Annotated in this window: 18 protein-coding genes; all 18 read right to left on the minus strand. The window is 43.5% G+C overall.

Features of this window, described 5'->3' with window-relative positions:
- Positions 1-328 precede the first annotated feature (328 nt).
- Complete coding sequence (locus JIG41_RS00460; RefSeq protein ID WP_199524094.1) at positions 329-730, minus strand: DUF2802 domain-containing protein; 402 nt, start codon at positions 728-730, stop codon at positions 329-331.
- Between the two features lie 16 nt (positions 731-746).
- The gene (locus JIG41_RS00465) at positions 747-1,244 is read right to left on the minus strand and encodes a chemotaxis protein CheW (protein ID WP_036970065.1); all 498 of its coding nucleotides are present in this window, start codon (positions 1,242-1,244) and stop codon (positions 747-749) included.
- A gap of 21 nt (positions 1,245-1,265) precedes the next feature.
- Entirely contained in the window at positions 1,266-2,012 is a 747-nt protein-coding gene (locus tag JIG41_RS00470) for a chemotaxis protein CheW (RefSeq protein ID WP_036970068.1), read from the minus strand.
- Between the two features lie 2 nt (positions 2,013-2,014).
- Positions 2,015-2,785, minus strand: coding sequence for a ParA family protein (locus JIG41_RS00475; protein ID WP_199524095.1), 771 nt, complete (start codon positions 2,783-2,785; stop codon positions 2,015-2,017).
- A gap of 11 nt (positions 2,786-2,796) precedes the next feature.
- On the minus strand, positions 2,797-3,756 hold the full coding sequence (locus tag JIG41_RS00480; RefSeq protein WP_199524096.1) for a flagellar motor protein MotB: 960 nt from the start codon (positions 3,754-3,756) through the stop codon (positions 2,797-2,799).
- A gap of 6 nt (positions 3,757-3,762) precedes the next feature.
- Positions 3,763-4,527 (minus strand): flagellar motor protein, encoded by a 765-nt coding sequence (locus tag JIG41_RS00485; protein ID WP_199524097.1) that lies wholly within the window; start codon positions 4,525-4,527, stop codon positions 3,763-3,765.
- Complete coding sequence (locus tag JIG41_RS00490; protein ID WP_118844095.1) at positions 4,520-5,656, minus strand: chemotaxis response regulator protein-glutamate methylesterase; 1,137 nt, start codon at positions 5,654-5,656, stop codon at positions 4,520-4,522. Before JIG41_RS00490 ends, JIG41_RS00485 begins: the two co-directional genes overlap by 8 nt.
- Before the next feature lie 75 nt (positions 5,657-5,731).
- A complete protein-coding gene (locus tag JIG41_RS00495) occupies positions 5,732-8,011 on the minus strand; it encodes a chemotaxis protein CheA (RefSeq protein ID WP_036970079.1) in 2,280 nt (759 codons plus the stop codon).
- Positions 8,012-8,026: 15 nt separating this feature from the next.
- A complete protein-coding gene (locus JIG41_RS00500; protein WP_036970081.1) occupies positions 8,027-8,794 on the minus strand; it encodes a protein phosphatase CheZ in 768 nt (255 codons plus the stop codon).
- A gap of 17 nt (positions 8,795-8,811) precedes the next feature.
- Positions 8,812-9,195, minus strand: a complete 384-nt coding sequence (gene cheY / locus JIG41_RS00505) for a chemotaxis response regulator CheY (protein WP_016708035.1) — start codon at positions 9,193-9,195, stop codon at positions 8,812-8,814.
- A gap of 39 nt (positions 9,196-9,234) precedes the next feature.
- Complete coding sequence (locus JIG41_RS00510; protein WP_036971668.1) at positions 9,235-9,945, minus strand: RNA polymerase sigma factor FliA; 711 nt, start codon at positions 9,943-9,945, stop codon at positions 9,235-9,237.
- A 26-nt stretch (positions 9,946-9,971) separates the two neighbouring features.
- Entirely contained in the window at positions 9,972-10,832 is an 861-nt protein-coding gene (locus JIG41_RS00515) for a MinD/ParA family protein (protein ID WP_036970099.1), read from the minus strand.
- Positions 10,825-12,309 (minus strand): flagellar biosynthesis protein FlhF, encoded by a 1,485-nt coding sequence (flhF, locus tag JIG41_RS00520; protein WP_199524098.1) that lies wholly within the window; start codon positions 12,307-12,309, stop codon positions 10,825-10,827. The genes JIG41_RS00515 and flhF overlap by 8 nt, the downstream gene beginning before the upstream one ends.
- A 20-nt stretch (positions 12,310-12,329) precedes the next feature.
- The gene (gene flhA, locus JIG41_RS00525; RefSeq protein WP_199524099.1) at positions 12,330-14,441 is read right to left on the minus strand and encodes a flagellar biosynthesis protein FlhA; all 2,112 of its coding nucleotides are present in this window, start codon (positions 14,439-14,441) and stop codon (positions 12,330-12,332) included.
- A 71-nt stretch (positions 14,442-14,512) separates the two neighbouring features.
- Complete coding sequence (gene flhB / locus JIG41_RS00530) at positions 14,513-15,643, minus strand: flagellar biosynthesis protein FlhB (protein ID WP_036970105.1); 1,131 nt, start codon at positions 15,641-15,643, stop codon at positions 14,513-14,515.
- Between the two features lie 9 nt (positions 15,644-15,652).
- On the minus strand, positions 15,653-16,432 hold the full coding sequence (fliR, locus tag JIG41_RS00535) for a flagellar biosynthetic protein FliR (RefSeq protein WP_065978751.1): 780 nt from the start codon (positions 16,430-16,432) through the stop codon (positions 15,653-15,655).
- The gene (fliQ, locus tag JIG41_RS00540; protein ID WP_036970111.1) at positions 16,433-16,702 is read right to left on the minus strand and encodes a flagellar biosynthesis protein FliQ; all 270 of its coding nucleotides are present in this window, start codon (positions 16,700-16,702) and stop codon (positions 16,433-16,435) included.
- Between the two features lie 39 nt (positions 16,703-16,741).
- Positions 16,742-17,482 carry a flagellar type III secretion system pore protein FliP gene (gene fliP / locus JIG41_RS00545; protein ID WP_199524100.1) on the minus strand — a complete coding sequence of 247 codons (741 nt, stop codon included), beginning with the start codon at positions 17,480-17,482 and terminating at the stop codon, positions 16,742-16,744.

Consider the following 17,482-nt stretch of genomic DNA (forward strand, 5'->3'; position numbering starts at 1 on the left):
TCTATTTTGAGGCAATAAAACCGCGTTGATAACAAGGCAAAAATTTAGTTATTTAGTTGTTCTAAATCAGAAATTTTTAACGCAGGTAGCGACTGGTTTGATCACTCAAAATGATTAAGTATTTTTGCGGATTGGTATAATCTATATCAGGTAAAAAATGGTGTCGATGGCAAGGCAAAAATGTCGTTATTTAGTTGTTTTCGGCAATTGCTCCTGCCCTACCTCCTGTACCCATGCAGTCGTAAATCAGACATTTTTAACGCAGCTAGCGACAGGTTTAATCCCTCAAAATGATTAAGCATTAGTGCAAGTTGGCAAAAAGGTGCTCTTAAGCACCTTTTTGTTTATGAAGCGACATAAGTAACTCAGCTTCAGCTCTGGGTAGTTCACATTCGTGAATAATCTCTTCGAGATCAGCACCCAGTTCAACCATTTTGACCGCGCGCGAATAGATTTTCGCATTAGGATCATCATATTTTTGTGCGTCTTGCAGTTGCTCAAGCTCTTGGCTTTTTTCTTCCACTGCGACAACACGTTTGCCAATACTTAGCATTCCTGCGCGAATTTCAGCCACTTCACTACGCAGAATACTCAGTTGTTGTTGAGTTTCTTGCAGTTGTTTTTGCTTTGTTTGAATAGCCGCGGATTGTTTATTGTTATTAACAAAAATAAGCCCCAAACACACTAATACAAGTAGGATTGAGGCACCAAACAAGGAGTATAACAGCATATAATTTCCAAACGCTTTATAGTGCGCTCAGCTCGTCCCACTCATCGTCATTTAATAGCTTATTCAGATCAACCAAGATCAATAACTCACCATCACGGTTTGAAACGCCTTGGATAAACTTAGCGCTCTCTTCTGTGCCAATATTTGGCGCGCTGTCGATTTCAGAGCTGCGTAAATAAACAACTTCAGCCACACTGTCGACTAAAATACCAATAACTTGTTTTTCGGCTTCAATAATAACAATGCGCGAATTGTCTGTTACTTCTGCACCCATTAAGCCAAAACGTGCACGCGTATCGATAACCGTAACAACATTACCACGCAAGTTAATAATGCCCAGTACATAAGAAGGCGCACCTGGTACAGGAGCAATTTCGGTATAGCGAAGTACTTCTTGTACTTGCATTACGTTAATGCCGTACGTTTCTGCTTCAAGTTTAAAGGTTACCCACTGTAACACTTCATCGTTGCTATCAGCATTTTTATTCGCTGACAGTAGTCTTTCTTCACTCATGCTATTACTCCGTAATAATAGTTACTGCTCACGGCTGTCTAAGCCTTGCTCTAGCAATTGATATAAATTTTCAACATCAATCAAGGCACACATTTTTTCTTTGATAACCCCAGCAAGCCAAGGCCGCTTACCTGATTTTGCTCGCCATTTTACATCTTCTTTGCGAAGCGTAATATTATTTACGAGCTTTTCAGCCAACAATCCCCATTGGCTATCACCTAAGGTGATTAAATACTGATAATCTAGTGATTGTTCTAGCTTTTCATTATACTTTTCAGGCATAACCCAGCGAGCGGTGTCTACCACATTCAGTTTTTCATCGCGGTTAAGCATGACCCCTTTAAACCACTTAGGCTTACCAAATAATTGGTTTACCTCTGCAAGCTGATGGATACCGCCTAATGCTTTTAACGGCACTGCAAGGGTTAACCCTGCCACCTCAAAAAATAAAGCCTGAAACTCACCATCAAAATAGTCTTCTTGACGTTCAGATGACGTTTTAGCTGCAATGTCATTGCTAGACTTCTCGACTATATCTTTGATATTAGCTTGGTTCTCGGTTTTCTCAAGCTCTTTAGTCGGTTCAACTAGGGGTATTTCGGGTTCAGGTGCCGCTTCTGGCGGAGCAATGTCTACTTTTGGTTGTTTTACTTGCTCCAGTAATTTTGCAACAGGCTCTAGATTTTGTTCAGCAGGTTCATCTTCGCACAGCAAGGCACCCAAGTATTGGGTCATCACTTTTTCATTGGCAAATAAATGCTTACTCATCGTTAACCTTGTGCAATTAAGAAATCAAGTAACGCACGATATGCAAAAACCCCGCGTGAACGCGGGCAAAATTGAATCGGCACTTGTTGTGCCAAACTCGCATCTCTAAATTTTGTATCCACCGGCACTACACCAGACCAAACATTGTCTTTGTAATTATCCTGCAACGTTTTATAGGCTTCAAGTGATGCTTTAGTCCGCTTGTCGTACATAGTAGGGATAATTGTATATTGGTATTTTTTCGACTGTGAAGTTTGCATTAACTCCATAGTACGCATCATTCTATCAAGCCCTTTCAATGCCAAGAATTCAGTTTGCACAGGAACCAAAATTCGCTCACTGGCAGCTAATGCATTAACCATTAGCACCCCAAGGACTGGCGGGCAGTCAATGATAGCGTAGTCATAATGCTCACTAATTTTAGCCAGTGCTTTTTTTAAAATAAGGCCCATGCCATTTTTGTTGCCCATGCTTCTATCAAGCGTTGCTATGGCCATGGTCGCGGGCATTATATCAAGGTTTTCAAGCGTTGAAGGGCACAGCGCCTGTAAAATTTCTTCACTTGCCATACTATTGCCGCGGGCAAAAATATCATAAACACTGACTTCCAGCTCTTCTGAATCAATGCCAAAATAATAAGTAAGTGACGCATGCGGATCGGTGTCTATGAGTAAAACGCGCTTTCCTTGTAATGCTAGAATACCAGCAAGACTAACAGCTGTTGTTGTCTTCCCTACTCCACCTTTTTGATTCGCTACTGTCCAAATTTTCACATCACACCTTATTATTGTTCATTGCGCGTGGTAATTCGAATCCCACCATGGGGTAATTGAATCACTTTAATGGTGTTATCATTGCTTGGCAACTCAATTTCAGCAGGCTCTTCAGGTGCGACATCCATTGGTTGATCATTATTTTGCTTTGGCTCTGGCGGTAAACCGTATTTAGATAATGCCACCACGACTTTACGATTTTCGGCTCGACCTTGTGCTGTATCATTACTGGCAAACGGTGAATACTGGCCATACCCTTCAATTGCCATTCGTGCAGGGTTAATTCCTAAACTTTCAAGCTCAACAAGTATAGACGTGGCACGTGCAACAGATAACTCCCAGTTAGAACGAAACATTTCATTACGGATACCTTCATTATCCGTGTAGCCTCTAACGCGAATATAGTTATCAACAGGGGCAATAATCTCTTTAACTAGAGCAACCACTTCCTTTGCTCGTTGTTGTGCAACTGCGCTACCCGATGAAAATAACATGCCTGAGCTCAATTCTATGATAAGCCAATCTTGATGAAGCTCTAAACTAGCCTCACCATCCCGAATTTCATCGATTAATGCCGATTGTAACTTGGTAAGCAAGCTATCAAGGGGTTTACCTAAGTGCTTTTTATCTATATTGCTGGTTTCACTTTGACCGTCGAGTAACTCGGGGCCTTGCTCATCTTTACGTATACTTTCACCGTACAAAATGTCGTTTTCAGGGGTCACACGGTCAGTTAAAATACCCGTCCCATTGACGCCTGTACCTGCCTGCTCCTGTTTGCGAGCTGACTTTTCAAACACCTGCTCAAGCGAATCAGACAAAACTTGAAAATCTTCATTCTTGCTAATAGCGATAGCGTACATAACAACAAAAAAAGCGAACATGATAGTCATGTAGTCCGCATAAGAGACTAACCAGCGCTCTGTGTGCTGGCTTTTTTGAGTGGTATGACGCATACGACGGCGCATCATAAAAACTTACTCACTGACTAAGCTTGGACGTTCAACACGGTACGCCTCAAGTTTAAGTTCAATATTGAGTGGGCTCTCGCCTTGAGCAATCGCAATAATGCCTTCAGCAAGTAATTCGTGATACAGCATTTTTTGTTCAATCTGTTGTTTTAGCTTATTTGCCATTGGCAGGAACAATAAATTAGCTAAACCGACGCCGTAAATCGTCGCAATAAACGCCGTTGCAACGCCTGCGCCTAACTTTTCTGGGTCAGTAATAAATTGCATTGCCTGAATAAGGCCAAGCACGGCCCCTAATATGCCAATTGTGGGGCTATAGCCGCCCATTGCTTCATACACGCGACTGACTTCTAACAGACGTTCGCGTTCAAGCATTAAATCAATCTCTAGCGTATCTCTGAGCTTATTTTCGCCGGCGCCATCAACAAGCAAGCTTAAACCTTTCGCAGCATAGGGGTCTGGGTGCGCAAGCGCTTCAGACTCTAAAACTAAATACCCTTCTTGACGCGCTTTTTGTGACCACCGCTTCACCTGCTCAATCGCGGCGTCCACGTCATGGTAAGGCGGAAAAAACACCCAGTGACTAATTTTCAGCGTTTTAGTAAACACACTGCCTGGTGTTTGCAGCATGACCGCACCTAAAGTTCCGCCAAGTACAATAATTAAGGCAGGACCATTGAACAAAGCACTAACAACCCCTCCCTCAAGCGCGTAGCCGAAGGTTATGGCACAAATAGCAATGATTAATCCAAGAAAAGACAGCTTATCCACAGCCAGTCTCACGTATTAAGCGTGTAGCAACATCATTAAGAGCTAGGTTTTCACTGGCTAAACCCGCATTAGCGACAGCCTGTGGCATACCATAAACCACACTGGTTTTTTCATCTTGTGCCCAAATAGTGGCTCCCACTTGCTTCAGCATGCGAGCACCATCACGACCATCAGCCCCCATACCAGTCAGCACCACCGCTAATACATCACCACCAAATGCTTTTGCAGCACTGGCAAATGTCACATCGACACTGGGTTTATAGGTAATACGCGGACTGTCATCTTCAAACACACGCAGTGTGCGTGCAGAGCCACGTCCCTCTATCAGCATTTGCTGACCACCCGGTGCTAAATACGCAGTGCCAGGCATCAGTCTGTCACCCTGCTGTGCTTCTTTCACATTGATTTTACACAGGCCATTTAAACGTGCAGCAAACGCTGGCGTGAATGCAGCCGGCATATGTTGAATAAGTAATATGGGGTGCGGAAAATTAGCAGGTAGTTGCGTTAATATTGTTTGCAGCGCAACGGGGCCACCTGTCGAGGTGCCAATTGCAACAACTTGGTACTGTTTCCCTGACGCTCTAACATTACTCGACGGCGAAGGCGCTGCGGGAGTTGAACGGCTAAAACTACGATCTGGCTGAACAATGCCGCCGCTTCGCGTGCTAGTTGCAGGTGTCGGGGACGCCGGACGAGGTGAAGTCAAAGGACGTGTAAAACGAGAAATACGGCGACGCCCTATTTCCTTTACTTTATTTTGTAGTAAGGCAATCGCTTCTTCATTGTTTCTTGCAATGTCTTCAAACTTTTTAGGCAAGAAATCAAGCGCCCCCGCGTCCAGTGCATCTAGCGTGGCTGTTGCACCATCTCGGGTTAACGAAGAAAACATTAATATTGGCGTAGGCGTTGCTGCCATAATTTCTTTAACAGCACTAATGCCGTCAAGTACCGGCATTTCAACATCCATTGTAATAACGTCTGGTTTTAGCTCACGCGCTTTATCAACTGCTTCGCGGCCATTTACAGCAAACCCTATTACCTGAATGTCGCTGTCTTGCTCTAATATTTCGCTTACTCTGCGACGAAAAAAGCTTGAATCATCAACAACTAATACTTTGACTGCCATTAGCACTCTCTTGTTATTTATGCCATAAAGTGCAGCATATTAGCTGCACTTTAAAATTATTGAGCCTAACTATTATTAGCCAACGTAATGTTTTAGCATACTTGGTACATCTAAAATCAGTGCAATGCCACCATCAGAAGTGATTGTTGCGCCTGCCATACCTGGTGTACCTTGCAGTAAAGCATCGAGAGGTTTTATCACCACCTCTTCTTGACCAATTAACGAGTCAACGACAAAGCCCACTTGCTTAGTACCAATCTGTACGATAACCACATGACCTTCTGCTTTACGCTCTTGGCGATTGGCTCCTTTCACTAACCAATGTTGTAAATAAAATAATGGAATCGCTTTTTTACGGACAATAATTGTCAGTTGCCCATCGACAACGTTGGTCTTTGTTAAATCAAGATGGAAAATTTCACTCACCCCAGCCAGTGGTAAAGCAAAAGTTTGCTCACCCACAATAACCATCAGAGTCGGCAAGATTGCCAGTGTTAAAGGTACTTTGATCTCAAGTATGGTTCCAACACCTAGCTCAGATTGAATGTTCACAGAGCCATTTAGTTGGGTGATTTTGGTTTTCACCACATCCATACCCACACCACGACCTGAAATATCTGAGATTTCCTCTTTGGTTGAAAAACCTGGTGCAAATATTAAATTATACGCTTCAGTGTCCGATAAACGACTCGCTTGGTCGTGATCGATAACCCCTTTGTTTATTGCTATTTTTTTCAGCTTCTCAGGATCCATACCTGCACCATCATCACGAATGGTGAGCAGGATATGATCGCCTTCTTGCGATGCTGAAAGCGTAACTGTCCCTGTACGAGGCTTACCGGCCGCTTCGCGCACCGCAGGCATCTCTATACCATGGTCAACAGAGTTACGCACTAAGTGAACAAGTGGATCAGCGAGGGCTTCAACTAAGTTTTTATCTAAGTCGGTTTCTTCACCGACCAATAGCAAGTTGATATCTTTTTTCAAGCTGCGTGCTAAATCACGAACAACACGCGGGAAACGACCAAATACTTTCTTAATTGGCTGCATGCGGGTTTTCATTACCGCACCCTGCAAGTCTGCCGTGACGACATCTAGGTTCGAAATGGCTTTCCCCATCGCCTCACTGTTGGTGTTATTTGCAAGGCTCACTAAGCGATTGCGCACCAACACCAACTCACCAACCATGTTCATAATTTGGTCTAACCGTTTGGTGTCAACACGCACGGTTGTTTCAGCTTGGGGAGGCGGCGCTTTTTTCGCCGCAGCAGCAGCCTGTTTCTCGGGCGCTTTTTCAGTTGGCGCAGGCTTACTCGTTGCAGGTTGTGGCGCAGATTTAGCAGGCTCAACCTTTGCAGCCACTGGGGCCGCAGGTTTTGTTGGCTCAACTTTGGTTGTTTCTGGCGTTTGCGGCTTATCTGTCTCTAATGATTGCGGCGCACTGCCTTTGCCATGTAATTCATCAAGTAATGCTTCAAACTCATCATCACTAATTTCATCATCAGAGCCTTCATTACTGACTGCAGGGGTGCTTTGCTCGACCACAGCGCTTGGCTCAGCGGGAGCTTGGCTGGTAATTTTGTCGGCTTTTACTTCACCAAAACTGCCAACGCCGTGAAGCTCATCTAATAAGCTGTCAAACTCATCATCGGTAATATCATCGCTGTCACTGCTCATGGTGTCTGATGTGATTGATGCAGGCCCTTGGCCTTTACCGTGCAACTCATCGAGCAAGCTTTCGAATTCATCTTCAGTAATTTCATCTATGTTTTGTGGTTGAGCTTGGGTATCACCCAATCCCCCATCAAATAACATATCAAATGCAAACGGATCGTCGTCATCAATATTACTAGAGACATCAGCAGTAACTTCGGGTGTATCAACAACCGGTTCAGGCTCAACAGTGACTTCTTCTGCTACTTCGTCTGTTACGGTTGTGTCTTCACCAGCGAGCTCTTCTGCTGTTGGTGGTTGACTTAATTTATGTAGGACGTCTAAGAGGGCTTGATCTGCTGGCTCTGGTTGTTCACGATTTTGAATTGTCGCGAACATTTCATTGATTGTATCGAGGGCTTGTAAAATAACATCCATAAGTTCTGGAGTTACACTGCGCACGCCTTGGCGCAACAAATCAAACACATTTTCAGCACCATGACACGCATCAACAAGCTCAGTCATGCTTAAAAAGCCTGCGCCACCTTTTACGGTGTGAAAGCCTCTAAAAATAGCGTTTAGTAAGTCTTTATCATCTGGATTATTTTCAAGCTCGACCAATTGCTCCGACAAAAGCTCTAAAATTTCCCCTGCTTCAACAAGGAAATCCTGTAAAATATCTTCATCGACTTCAAAGCTCATGCAGCTACTCTCCTCTTAGAAGCCCAGACTTGATAATAGGTCATCAACTTCATCTTGTCCTGAAACAACATCATCGCGTGACTCTTTATCAATAATTGGCCCTTCTGGACCTGCCAGCGTATCGCTTTGTGCAGGTGCTTTGTCTATGGCCTGTTTTTCTTGTTTTATTTGACCATCGTCTTGACTGCCGAATACAGTTAAGAGATTGATTAAACTGTCTTCTACTTCGCGCACTAATTCGATAACACGGCGTATTACCTGCCCCGTCAAGTCTTGATAATCTTGCGCCATTAGCACGTTGGTCATCAAGCCTTGTAACTCATCTGTTTTGGTGTGCGAGTTATTCATGAACTTATCTAAGCTGTGGCATAACGTTTTAAATTCACCGAGTTCAATTTCTCGATTCATTAAACGATCCCACGTTGGTTTAATCGTGGCAATTTCATCAGCGAGCTGTTGTGCTATAGGCAAACTCGCTTCCACGGCATCCATCGTTTTATTGGCCGCGCTTTCAGTCATTTCCATAACATAATTCAAGCGCTGCTTTGCATCTGGGATTGCTTCTGTTGTTAAATCTGTGAGTCGAGTATCAAGATCGAAGTTTTTTAGTGCTTCATGAAGTTGTCGTGTCAATTTACCGACTTCAGCAAACAACTCTGATTGTTCTTTTGATGCTGTTTCAAGTATCAGCTTATCAGCTTTCTCTTGTTCACCATTTTCAAGATACTCAACAAGTTGACGAGCTTGCTCTAAACTTATTTGAGGCGCAGCAAGTGCTGACATAAGCCTCTCCCCTTAGATTAACCTAAACGTTCAAACACTTTTTCCAATTTGGTTTTCAGTGTCGCAGCAGTGAATGGTTTGACGATATAGCCATTAACACCCGCTTGAGCAGCAGCAACAATTTGTTCTTTTTTCGCTTCAGCTGTCACCATTAACACGGGGATATGTTTAAGGCTATCATCAGCACGAATTGCGCGTAATAGATCAATACCTTGCATTCCAGGCATATTCCAATCTGTTACAACAAAATCAAACTCTTGATTTTGCAACATCGGCAATGCTGTTGAACCATCATCAGCTTCCTGCACATTGGTAAAACCTAAATCCCTTAACAGGTTTTTAATGATACGTCTCATTGTAGAAAAATCATCAACAACAAGAATTTTCATGTTTTTATCCAAAACATCCTCCGGTGAGGTTTGAACCTTATTTACTTACTACTAATTAATCCAGTCATTGATTTTTGCTTTGAGCTTAATCATCGCCTGACCATGTATTTGACTCACACGCGATTCGCTAACATCGAGTATGTGCCCTATTTCTTTTAAGTTCATTTCATCGTTGTAATACAAAGACAAAACGAGTGCATCTCTTTCTGGTAACGATTGGATAGCCGTCAATAGAGACTGGTTAAACCGTTCATTTTTAACATTATTAAACGGTTTGTCTAGTGCTAAATCATGCCCCATAGGTGTGATGACGTCTTCATCAACGCCTAAATCCTCTATACCCAGTACCTTACTGGAATTTACATCATGTAGAATATGATGGTACTCATCCAGTGTAATATCAAGTTTTTCAGCAACTTCTGTGTCTTTTGGCTCGCGGTTTAAAATACTCTCTAAATCCGAAATCGTTTCAGCGACAAGGCGTGCATTACGGTGAACTGAACGGGGAGCCCAATCACCTCGACGGATTTCATCGAGCATAGCCCCTCGAATTCGAATACCCGCAAATGTTTCAAAACTGGCCCCTTTACTCGCATCAAAATTTTTCGACGCTTCTATAAGGCCAATCATACCTGACTGAATCAAATCATCGAGTTGCACACTGGCAGGTAAACGAGCAATTAGATGACACGCTACTTTTTTGACTAAAGAGGCATGTTTTTCAACAATCGCATTTAAATTCTGTGCTGATTGATATCCCATCGCTTTATTCACCGATGTTGTCATAGTTAACCGTTTACTAGTTTTTCAATAAAAAATTCTAAATGACCTGACGGTTGATTTGGAATTGGCCACTTAACTGCTTTCGTTGCTAATGTTTTAAATGCCACAGCGGCTGGTGAGTTTGGAAATAACTCCACAATCACTTTTTGGCGGCGGGTCGATTTGCGCATATTCTCGTCATACGGAATGGTTGCGACAAGTTCCATAGACACATCTAAGAATCGATCCGTTACTTTTGAGAGTTTAGCAAATAATTCTTGCCCTTCACGCATACTGCGCACCATATTGGCAACTATTTTAAATTTGTAAACGCCATGCTCACGACTTAACACTTTAATTAGGGCGTAAGCGTCGGTAATTGAGGTAGGTTCATCACATACAACAACAACAACATCTTGCGCTGCACGCGAAAAGCTTAATACCATGTCTGAAATACCCGCAGCGGTATCGACAATTAAAATATCAAACTCAGTATTTAGCTCGCTAAATGCGCGGATAAGCCCCGCATGTTCTGACGGTGTTAACTCAACCATACTTTGCGAGCCCGAAGTCGCTGGCACAATTTTTATACCTGCTGGGCCTTCGACAAGAATTTCATCCAGTTCACACTCACCAGATAAAACATGAGATAAGTTTCTCTCGACACGTAAACCAAGCATTACGTCACAATTTGCCAACCCTAAATCGGCATCTAATACTAATACACGATTTCCCAGCTGACCTAATGCGATCGCGGTATTGAGTGACACATTCGTTTTACCCACACCACCTTTGCCGCCAGTGACAGCGATAACTTTAACGCCACTATTATTATTTTGATTCATTTTGCGCAGGCCGCTTGCTTGATCTAATACTGTGTTAATCATACATCCCTACTGTGTTCGACGCTACTGCTTGACGTCGTGAATGTTGTGCTTTTGCTCGTTTTAAATATAATTGCTCAGCTTTTTTTACTAGTTTTTCTGCATTCGCAACGCGAATATCTTCAGGAACACGCTGACCATTAGTAAGATACCCTATTGGCAAGCGATTTTGAATCGCAATACTAATAATCTCACCTAAACTAAGTGATTCATCTAACTTAGTGAAGATACAACCACTTAGTTGCACTTTTTTAAAGTGGCGAACGGTTTCTTGTAGCACGTTAATTTGCGCTGTTGCACTTAACACTAAATAACTGCGAATGTCGACACGCTGATTGCGCATTAATGTATTAAGTTGCTCAGTTAAGCGTAAGTCGCGTTGACTCATACCCGCAGTGTCTATTAATACTAGACGCTTATTGCGTAAATGGTATAACACTTCAGCTAATTCATTTGCGTCTTTAACTTGTTTCACACCACAGCCAATAATGCGGCCATAAGTGGCTAGCTGCTCATACGCACCAATACGGTAAGTGTCTGTTGTAATAAGCGCGACTTTATCTGCACCATATTTTTGTGCTCCAAGGGCTGCCAATTTCGCCACGGTGGTGGTTTTGCCCACCCCCGTAGGACCCACTAAAGCGTACACACCGCCTTGACGTAAAATTTCATTATTTGTTGTATGCATTTGGTTTTCAACCATTTGCAATAAGGCTTGCCACGCTTGTTGACGCGAAACGTCATCAGGAATAAAACACGCCATTTGCTCCGCAACATCACGCTCAATGCCCATACCGGCTAGGCGATCAATCATACAAGCACGGGTCGGATCACGACGCGCCATGTCTTGCTGCATCAAACCAGACACTTGATGTTCAAGTAATTGACGAATGGCATTCATTTCTTCACGCATCGTCGCCATTTCTGAGTGGTTTGCGGGTGCGGCCGTTTTGTGTTCTGCTGGTGAATCTAAATCGTCGAAGCCTGTGTCTAAATCATCATCAAAACCTAGGCTATGTGCTTGTGTTTGCACTCGCGGTGCTGCTTGCTCTTGATAGCGAGGTTTTGCTGAATATTGCGGCTGCTCTTGCGGCGCAAAACTGTGTGTTTTTGGCTGATAATGTTCACTCGTTTCAATACCAGAATGATTAAACATTGAAGCAAGCTCTGGCGAACGAGGGCGTGGGGCTTGACGCTCTAGTAACGCTTGTAGGCTGTCTGCAACTTGGGCTTGTGGCTCAGGTTTAGCGCGCATAGGTTCTGGTTTTACGAAATTATGCGACTGTTGTGGCGCTGTGTGTGCAGGCACCGGTTTCGCTTCGGCTTTTGGGGCTGCTTTGTCATAATCAACAGCGGCGACAATTTCAACACCATTCGCTAACTTTTTGTTAGACATAATAACCGTATCAACACCTAATTCATCTTTCACTTCTTTTAGTGCGGTGCGCATATCTTTAGCAAAAAAACGTTTAATTTTCATGGTACAACCCCTTTACTATCCTATTGTTGGCCTACTGAGCTGACAATCTTAATCTGTCTTTCGTCTGGTACCTCTTGGTAAGACATTACCCTTAAACCTGGGATGGTGTACTTAACAAAACGAGATAACACAGTGCGTAACATTCCTGACGTTAGTAATATCGAAGGTTCACCGGCCATTTCTTGGTTTTGATGCGCTTCATTTAATGATTGCTGAAGTCGCTCTGCAAGTCCTGGCTCTATTCCGGCACCTTCGTCACCTGCATTTTGAAGTGACTGATGCAACATCTGTTCCAACTCAGGCGCCAAGGTTATGACAGGGATTTCAGATGACATACCAACCGCATCTTGAACAATCAATCTGCGCAGTGAAATTCGCACTGCAGCCGTTAGTACATCTGGGTCTTGGCTACGTGGGCCATATTCAACAAGGGTCTGAACAATTGAACGCATATCACGAATTGCGACCCCTTCGTTAAGTAAGTTTTGCAGCACTTTTACAACCGTGGTCAATGGTAATACGTCAGGAACCAGTCCCTCGACAAGACGAGGATGACTTTTCGCTAACATATCAAGTAGGTTCTGTACTTCTTCATGACCTAATAGTAATGCTGCGCTGTTTGTTAATAGCTGACTAATATGGGTTGCCACGACAGTAGCTCCATCAACCACGGTGTAACCCAATGATTGGGCTTCATCTTTCTGGTCTGGCTTAATCCATACCGCATCGAGTCCAAAAGCAGGATCTTTTGTTTCAACACCTTTGATTGGGCCAAATACTTGCCCTGGGTTTATGGCAAGTTCATCACCATGCTTAAGCTCACCTTCACCACTGGATACACCCATCATTGTGATACGGTAGGCGTTAGGGTCTAACTCTAAGTTGTCACGGATATGCACAGGCGGTACCAAGAAACCGAGTTCTTGCGAGAGTTTCTTACGCACACCTTTAATACGGTTAAGTAGCTCTCCCCCTTGCGACTGATCAACCAGTGGAATTAAGCGATAACCGACTTCTAAACCAATCACATCTACTTGCTGTACATCGTCCCAACCCAATTCTTTTTGCTCTTGCTTGTTAGCAACACCGGTGCCTGGCACACCCCCATTTGCTTCCAATTCAGCTTTTTCTGCTTCTGCTTTAATTTTTTGTTGTTGGGTAAAGTAAGCAAGGTAACCTAACAATGCGCCCAAGCTTAAAAATGCAAGATGAGGCATGCCTGGCACGAGGCCCATGGTGATCAAAATACCTGAAGCGATAAATAACGACTTTTCATTGCCTAGCTGCGACTTAAACTGATCGCCCATGTTATGCGACTCATTTTGACGCGTTACAACAATCGCAGTACCAATTGAAAGAAGTAATGAAGGTAATTGCGCAACGAGACCATCACCAATGGTTAATAAAGTATATACTTCCATTGCACGGCTGAAGCTTAAGTCATGTTGAATCATGCCGACAAATAAACCACCCACGATATTAATCACAAGGATCACAATACCGGCAATAGCATCACCTTTTACGAATTTACTGGCACCGTCCATTGAGCCATAAAAGTCGGCTTCACGCGTTACTTCTTCACGGCGTTCACGAGCTTGCTCTGCACTAATAAAACCTGCGTTTAAGTCAGCATCAATCGCCATTTGTTTACCTGGCATAGCGTCAAGTGTAAAACGCGCTGACACCTCTGAAATACGCCCTGCACCTTTGGTGATAACCACAAAGTTGATAATAATGAGAATAAGGAACACAACAAGACCAACGGCATAGTTACCGCCGATAACCACCGAGCCGAACGCTTCAATTACTTTACCAGCAGCATCCCCGCCATTATGACCTTCAAGGAGTACCACCCGAGTACTGGCAACATTCAATGCAAGACGCATAATTGTGGCTATTAGCAGCACGGCCGGAAACATACCAAACTCAAGGGGCTTCATGGTGTAAACCGTAACGAGTAACACCACCAGCGCAAGCGCGATATTAAACGAAAAAAGAATATCTAAAAGAAAAGGAGGCAGAGGTAAAATAACCATGCCAAGGGCTGCAAGCACCAGTAATGGTGTTCCAAGCCCCTTCGCATACTCTTTTTTATCTTTATTAAGTTGTTGTAATACCGCTTTAAATTCCATAATTCAACAATTTCAAAAAATTGACACTACACGGAATTTGCAATAACTATTCCAAGTTATTAAACGGCTAATTAATATTTATAAGCCTCTGGGATAGGGAGCTTTTTATTAAGTGGAACAGGACGTTTACCACGCCCTTTTTGGAAGCGTTTTAATTGAAATACATAGGCAAGCACTTGCGCTACTGCGGTAAACAGTTGATCAGGTATTTGCTGGCCCACCTCGGTGGTGTGATAAAGCGCACGGGTAAGCATGGGTGATTCAACAATAGGCACATCGTTACCCTTACCCACTTTACGAATTTGCATAGCAAGCTCATCGACCCCTTTAGCAAGTACAATTGGCGCACCTGCTTTGGCGGTATCGTACTTTAGGGCAACCGAATAGTGAGTCGGGTTGGTCACGATAACATCGGCATCTGGCACGTCTTGCATCATACGCCTTTGCGACATTTCACGCTGAGTACGACGAATACGGGCTTTAATTTGTGGATCACCCTCTGAGTTCTTATATTCGTCTTTTACCTCTTGCAAGGTCATTTTAAGCTCTTTGTGATGCTTGTGGCTTTGATAAGGCGCATCTATCGCTGCAATAATAATTAGCGTGCAAGTCAGGCCTAAAAACATCCAAGCTAGAATCTCAAGGGCATGAATGAAATTCCCCGGCGCACTTTCAATACTTAGATGTAATATTTCATCAAAAAAGGTATTAATTAAAAATACTGCAAAGCCTGCAACCACCGCAAACTTCAATATCGACTTAACCAGCTCAACGCCTGCTTGGGGACCAAGCATACGTTTAATCCCTTTAGCCGGTGACATTTTGCTGGCTTTAGGCGCTGCAGCTTGCCAACTAAAGTTAAAGCCGCCCAGTAACGTGTTACCGATAAATGCCGCTATTACAATAATGAGAACAAACATCGCCATCGGGAACAACAAGGCATCAGAGACAATGCTCCACACTGAAAACATTTTGGTGGTGTCGTAAGTTTCATTACGATTAAGGCTTAATAATCGTCCCATCACATTATATAAGCCCTTGCCAATTTCAGGGCCATACAACAGCAATGAAATAGCCGAAAAAATTAATACGAACATCGTTCCCAACTCTTTAGAGCGGGCAACTTGGCCTTTTTTCTTGGCGTCTTCTATTTTTTTCCCGGTGGGTTCTTCGGTTTTCTCTTGACCTGAATCTTCAGCCATGGCGCGCTCCTAAGGTGTACAGCCAACAAGGCTGCACATTAACTCAACCATTTTTAACCACTGAAACTCAAACTGAGTCATAAAATTGCCTAACGTAGCCCAAATAATCACAAGCCCTGCGACAAGAGTAAAAGGGAAGCCTATCGAAAAAATGTTTAATTGCGGAGCAGCACGCGTCATGACCCCAAATGACATATTGATCACAAGCATCGCTGTCAATGGGGCAAGAGCCAGGACTAACGCGGTGGTAAACATCCACCCACCCCATGTAACGATATCCCAGTAGTGGTCAACCGACCACCAAGTACCATCAATAGGCAAGACTTCAAAACTGTGTATGACCATTTGAATCATCATCAAATGCCCATTAAAGACAAAAAATAGTAACGTGGCTAGAATCAGGTAAAACTGGCCCACCGCGGGTACACTCAAGCCATTCGAGGGATCAACAACAGAGGCAAAACCTAAGCCTGTTTGCATCGCCAATATTTGACCAGCAAGTACAAAAGTATTCAGCAATAATACCGAAGCAAAGCCAATTGCCACACCAATCAATAATTGTTGGATAACAACCAGTACCATTTCAAACGAAAACAGGTTTGTAAACGTGCTCTGCGGCAGCATAGGCACAGCCACAAAGGTCACTACGACCGCTAAACCCAGCTTAATGCGTGTTGGCACATTCTTCGCACCTAAGCCTGCCATGATCATAATCATGGAGCTAATGCGTACAAATGGCAGTAAAAAGTCACTGAGCCACTGTAAGATGACCGCAAATGGAAACTCCATTTACCCCGCAATCTCCGGAATCGACATAACAAGCCGCGTAAAATAATCCATGAGTTCTTGAGTGAACCAATGACCACCCAATATAAGCGCACTGATTGTAATGAGTAGACGAGGCAAGAAACTGAGTGTTTGCTCGTTAATTGATGTTGCAGCTTGAAACACCGCAACGACAAGCCCCACCAGCAAGCCAGGCACAACAATCGCTGACACCAGCTTGATCACTAAAAATAAAGCGTCGCTGAGAATATCGACAAAAATTTCCGGTTCCATCGTATGACTCCTAACTGTTACACGCTATGTTACGCATTGCTACACACCAAGCCCAAAGCTCTTCGCAAGCGTCCCCATTACTAAGCTCCACCCGTCAACCAGTACGAACAACATAATTTTAAATGGTAAGGAGACGATCATCGGCGATAACATCATCATACCCATGGCCATCAAGACCGACGCAACCACGAGATCGACAATCAAAAATGGAATAAAGAACATAAAACCTATGATAAAAGCGGTTTGTAGCTCACTGGTCACAAATGCGGGGATCAGCACGATTAAAGGCGTGTCTTCAGGGGAATCCAACTTATCGTAACCCGCTATTTTTGCAAATGTTTCTAAATCTTTAAGACGCACTTGCGAAAGCATAAAGGCTTTCATTGGTTCTTTTGCCAATTCTAACGCTTGCACTGAGGTGACTTGTTCATTTAGGTATGGCTCTATCGCACGCTCATTCACTTGCTGGTAAATTGGCGCCATAATAAAGATACTTAAAAACAATGATATACCAAGCAATATTTGATTCGAAGGAGTTTGTTGTAAACCGATTGCTTGGCGCAAAATTGCCAGCACTACAATAATACGCGTAAATGAAGTCATCATAATCACTGCCGCAGGAATAAAGCTCAGCGCAGTCATTATTGCAAGTACTTGCAAAGTTACCGAGTAGTCTTGCGAGCCATCGGGGTTGGTCGTGATAGTGAGTGCATCGATGCCTTCTGCATTAACAGATGGCAGGAATAACACGGTAGCTAAAATAAGTATCCACTTGATCAT

Source organism: Pseudoalteromonas sp. bablab_jr011 (genome assembly GCF_016464045.1).
Classification (GTDB): Bacteria; Pseudomonadota; Gammaproteobacteria; order Enterobacterales; family Alteromonadaceae; genus Pseudoalteromonas; species Pseudoalteromonas lipolytica.

Excerpts from the sequence above, each read along its gene's own strand:
- JIG41_RS00460 (WP_199524094.1), bottom strand. The coding sequence starts at position 730 with ATGCTGTTATACTCCTTGTTTGGTGCCTCAATCCTACTTGTATTAGTG.
- JIG41_RS00465 (WP_036970065.1), bottom strand. The coding sequence starts at position 1,244 with ATGAGTGAAGAAAGACTACTGTCAGCGAATAAAAATGCTGATAGCAAC.
- JIG41_RS00470 (WP_036970068.1), bottom strand. The coding sequence starts at position 2,012 with ATGAGTAAGCATTTATTTGCCAATGAAAAAGTGATGACCCAATACTTG.
- JIG41_RS00480 (WP_199524096.1), bottom strand. The coding sequence starts at position 3,756 with ATGATGCGCCGTCGTATGCGTCATACCACTCAAAAAAGCCAGCACACA.
- JIG41_RS00490 (WP_118844095.1), bottom strand. The coding sequence starts at position 5,656 with ATGGCAGTCAAAGTATTAGTTGTTGATGATTCAAGCTTTTTTCGTCGC.
- JIG41_RS00495 (WP_036970079.1), bottom strand. The coding sequence starts at position 8,011 with ATGAGCTTTGAAGTCGATGAAGATATTTTACAGGATTTCCTTGTTGAA.
- JIG41_RS00500 (WP_036970081.1), bottom strand. The coding sequence starts at position 8,794 with ATGTCAGCACTTGCTGCGCCTCAAATAAGTTTAGAGCAAGCTCGTCAA.
- JIG41_RS00510 (WP_036971668.1), bottom strand. The coding sequence starts at position 9,945 with ATGGGATATCAATCAGCACAGAATTTAAATGCGATTGTTGAAAAACAT.
- JIG41_RS00515 (WP_036970099.1), bottom strand. The coding sequence starts at position 10,832 with ATGATTAACACAGTATTAGATCAAGCAAGCGGCCTGCGCAAAATGAAT.
- flhF (WP_199524098.1), bottom strand. The coding sequence starts at position 12,309 with ATGAAAATTAAACGTTTTTTTGCTAAAGATATGCGCACCGCACTAAAA.
- flhA (WP_199524099.1), bottom strand. The coding sequence starts at position 14,441 with ATGGAATTTAAAGCGGTATTACAACAACTTAATAAAGATAAAAAAGAG.
- flhB (WP_036970105.1), bottom strand. The coding sequence starts at position 15,643 with ATGGCTGAAGATTCAGGTCAAGAGAAAACCGAAGAACCCACCGGGAAA.
- fliR (WP_065978751.1), bottom strand. The coding sequence starts at position 16,432 with ATGGAGTTTCCATTTGCGGTCATCTTACAGTGGCTCAGTGACTTTTTA.
- fliQ (WP_036970111.1), bottom strand. The coding sequence starts at position 16,702 with ATGGAACCGGAAATTTTTGTCGATATTCTCAGCGACGCTTTATTTTTA.
- fliP (WP_199524100.1), bottom strand. The coding sequence starts at position 17,482 with ATGATCAAGTGGATACTTATTTTAGCTACCGTGTTATTCCTGCCATCT.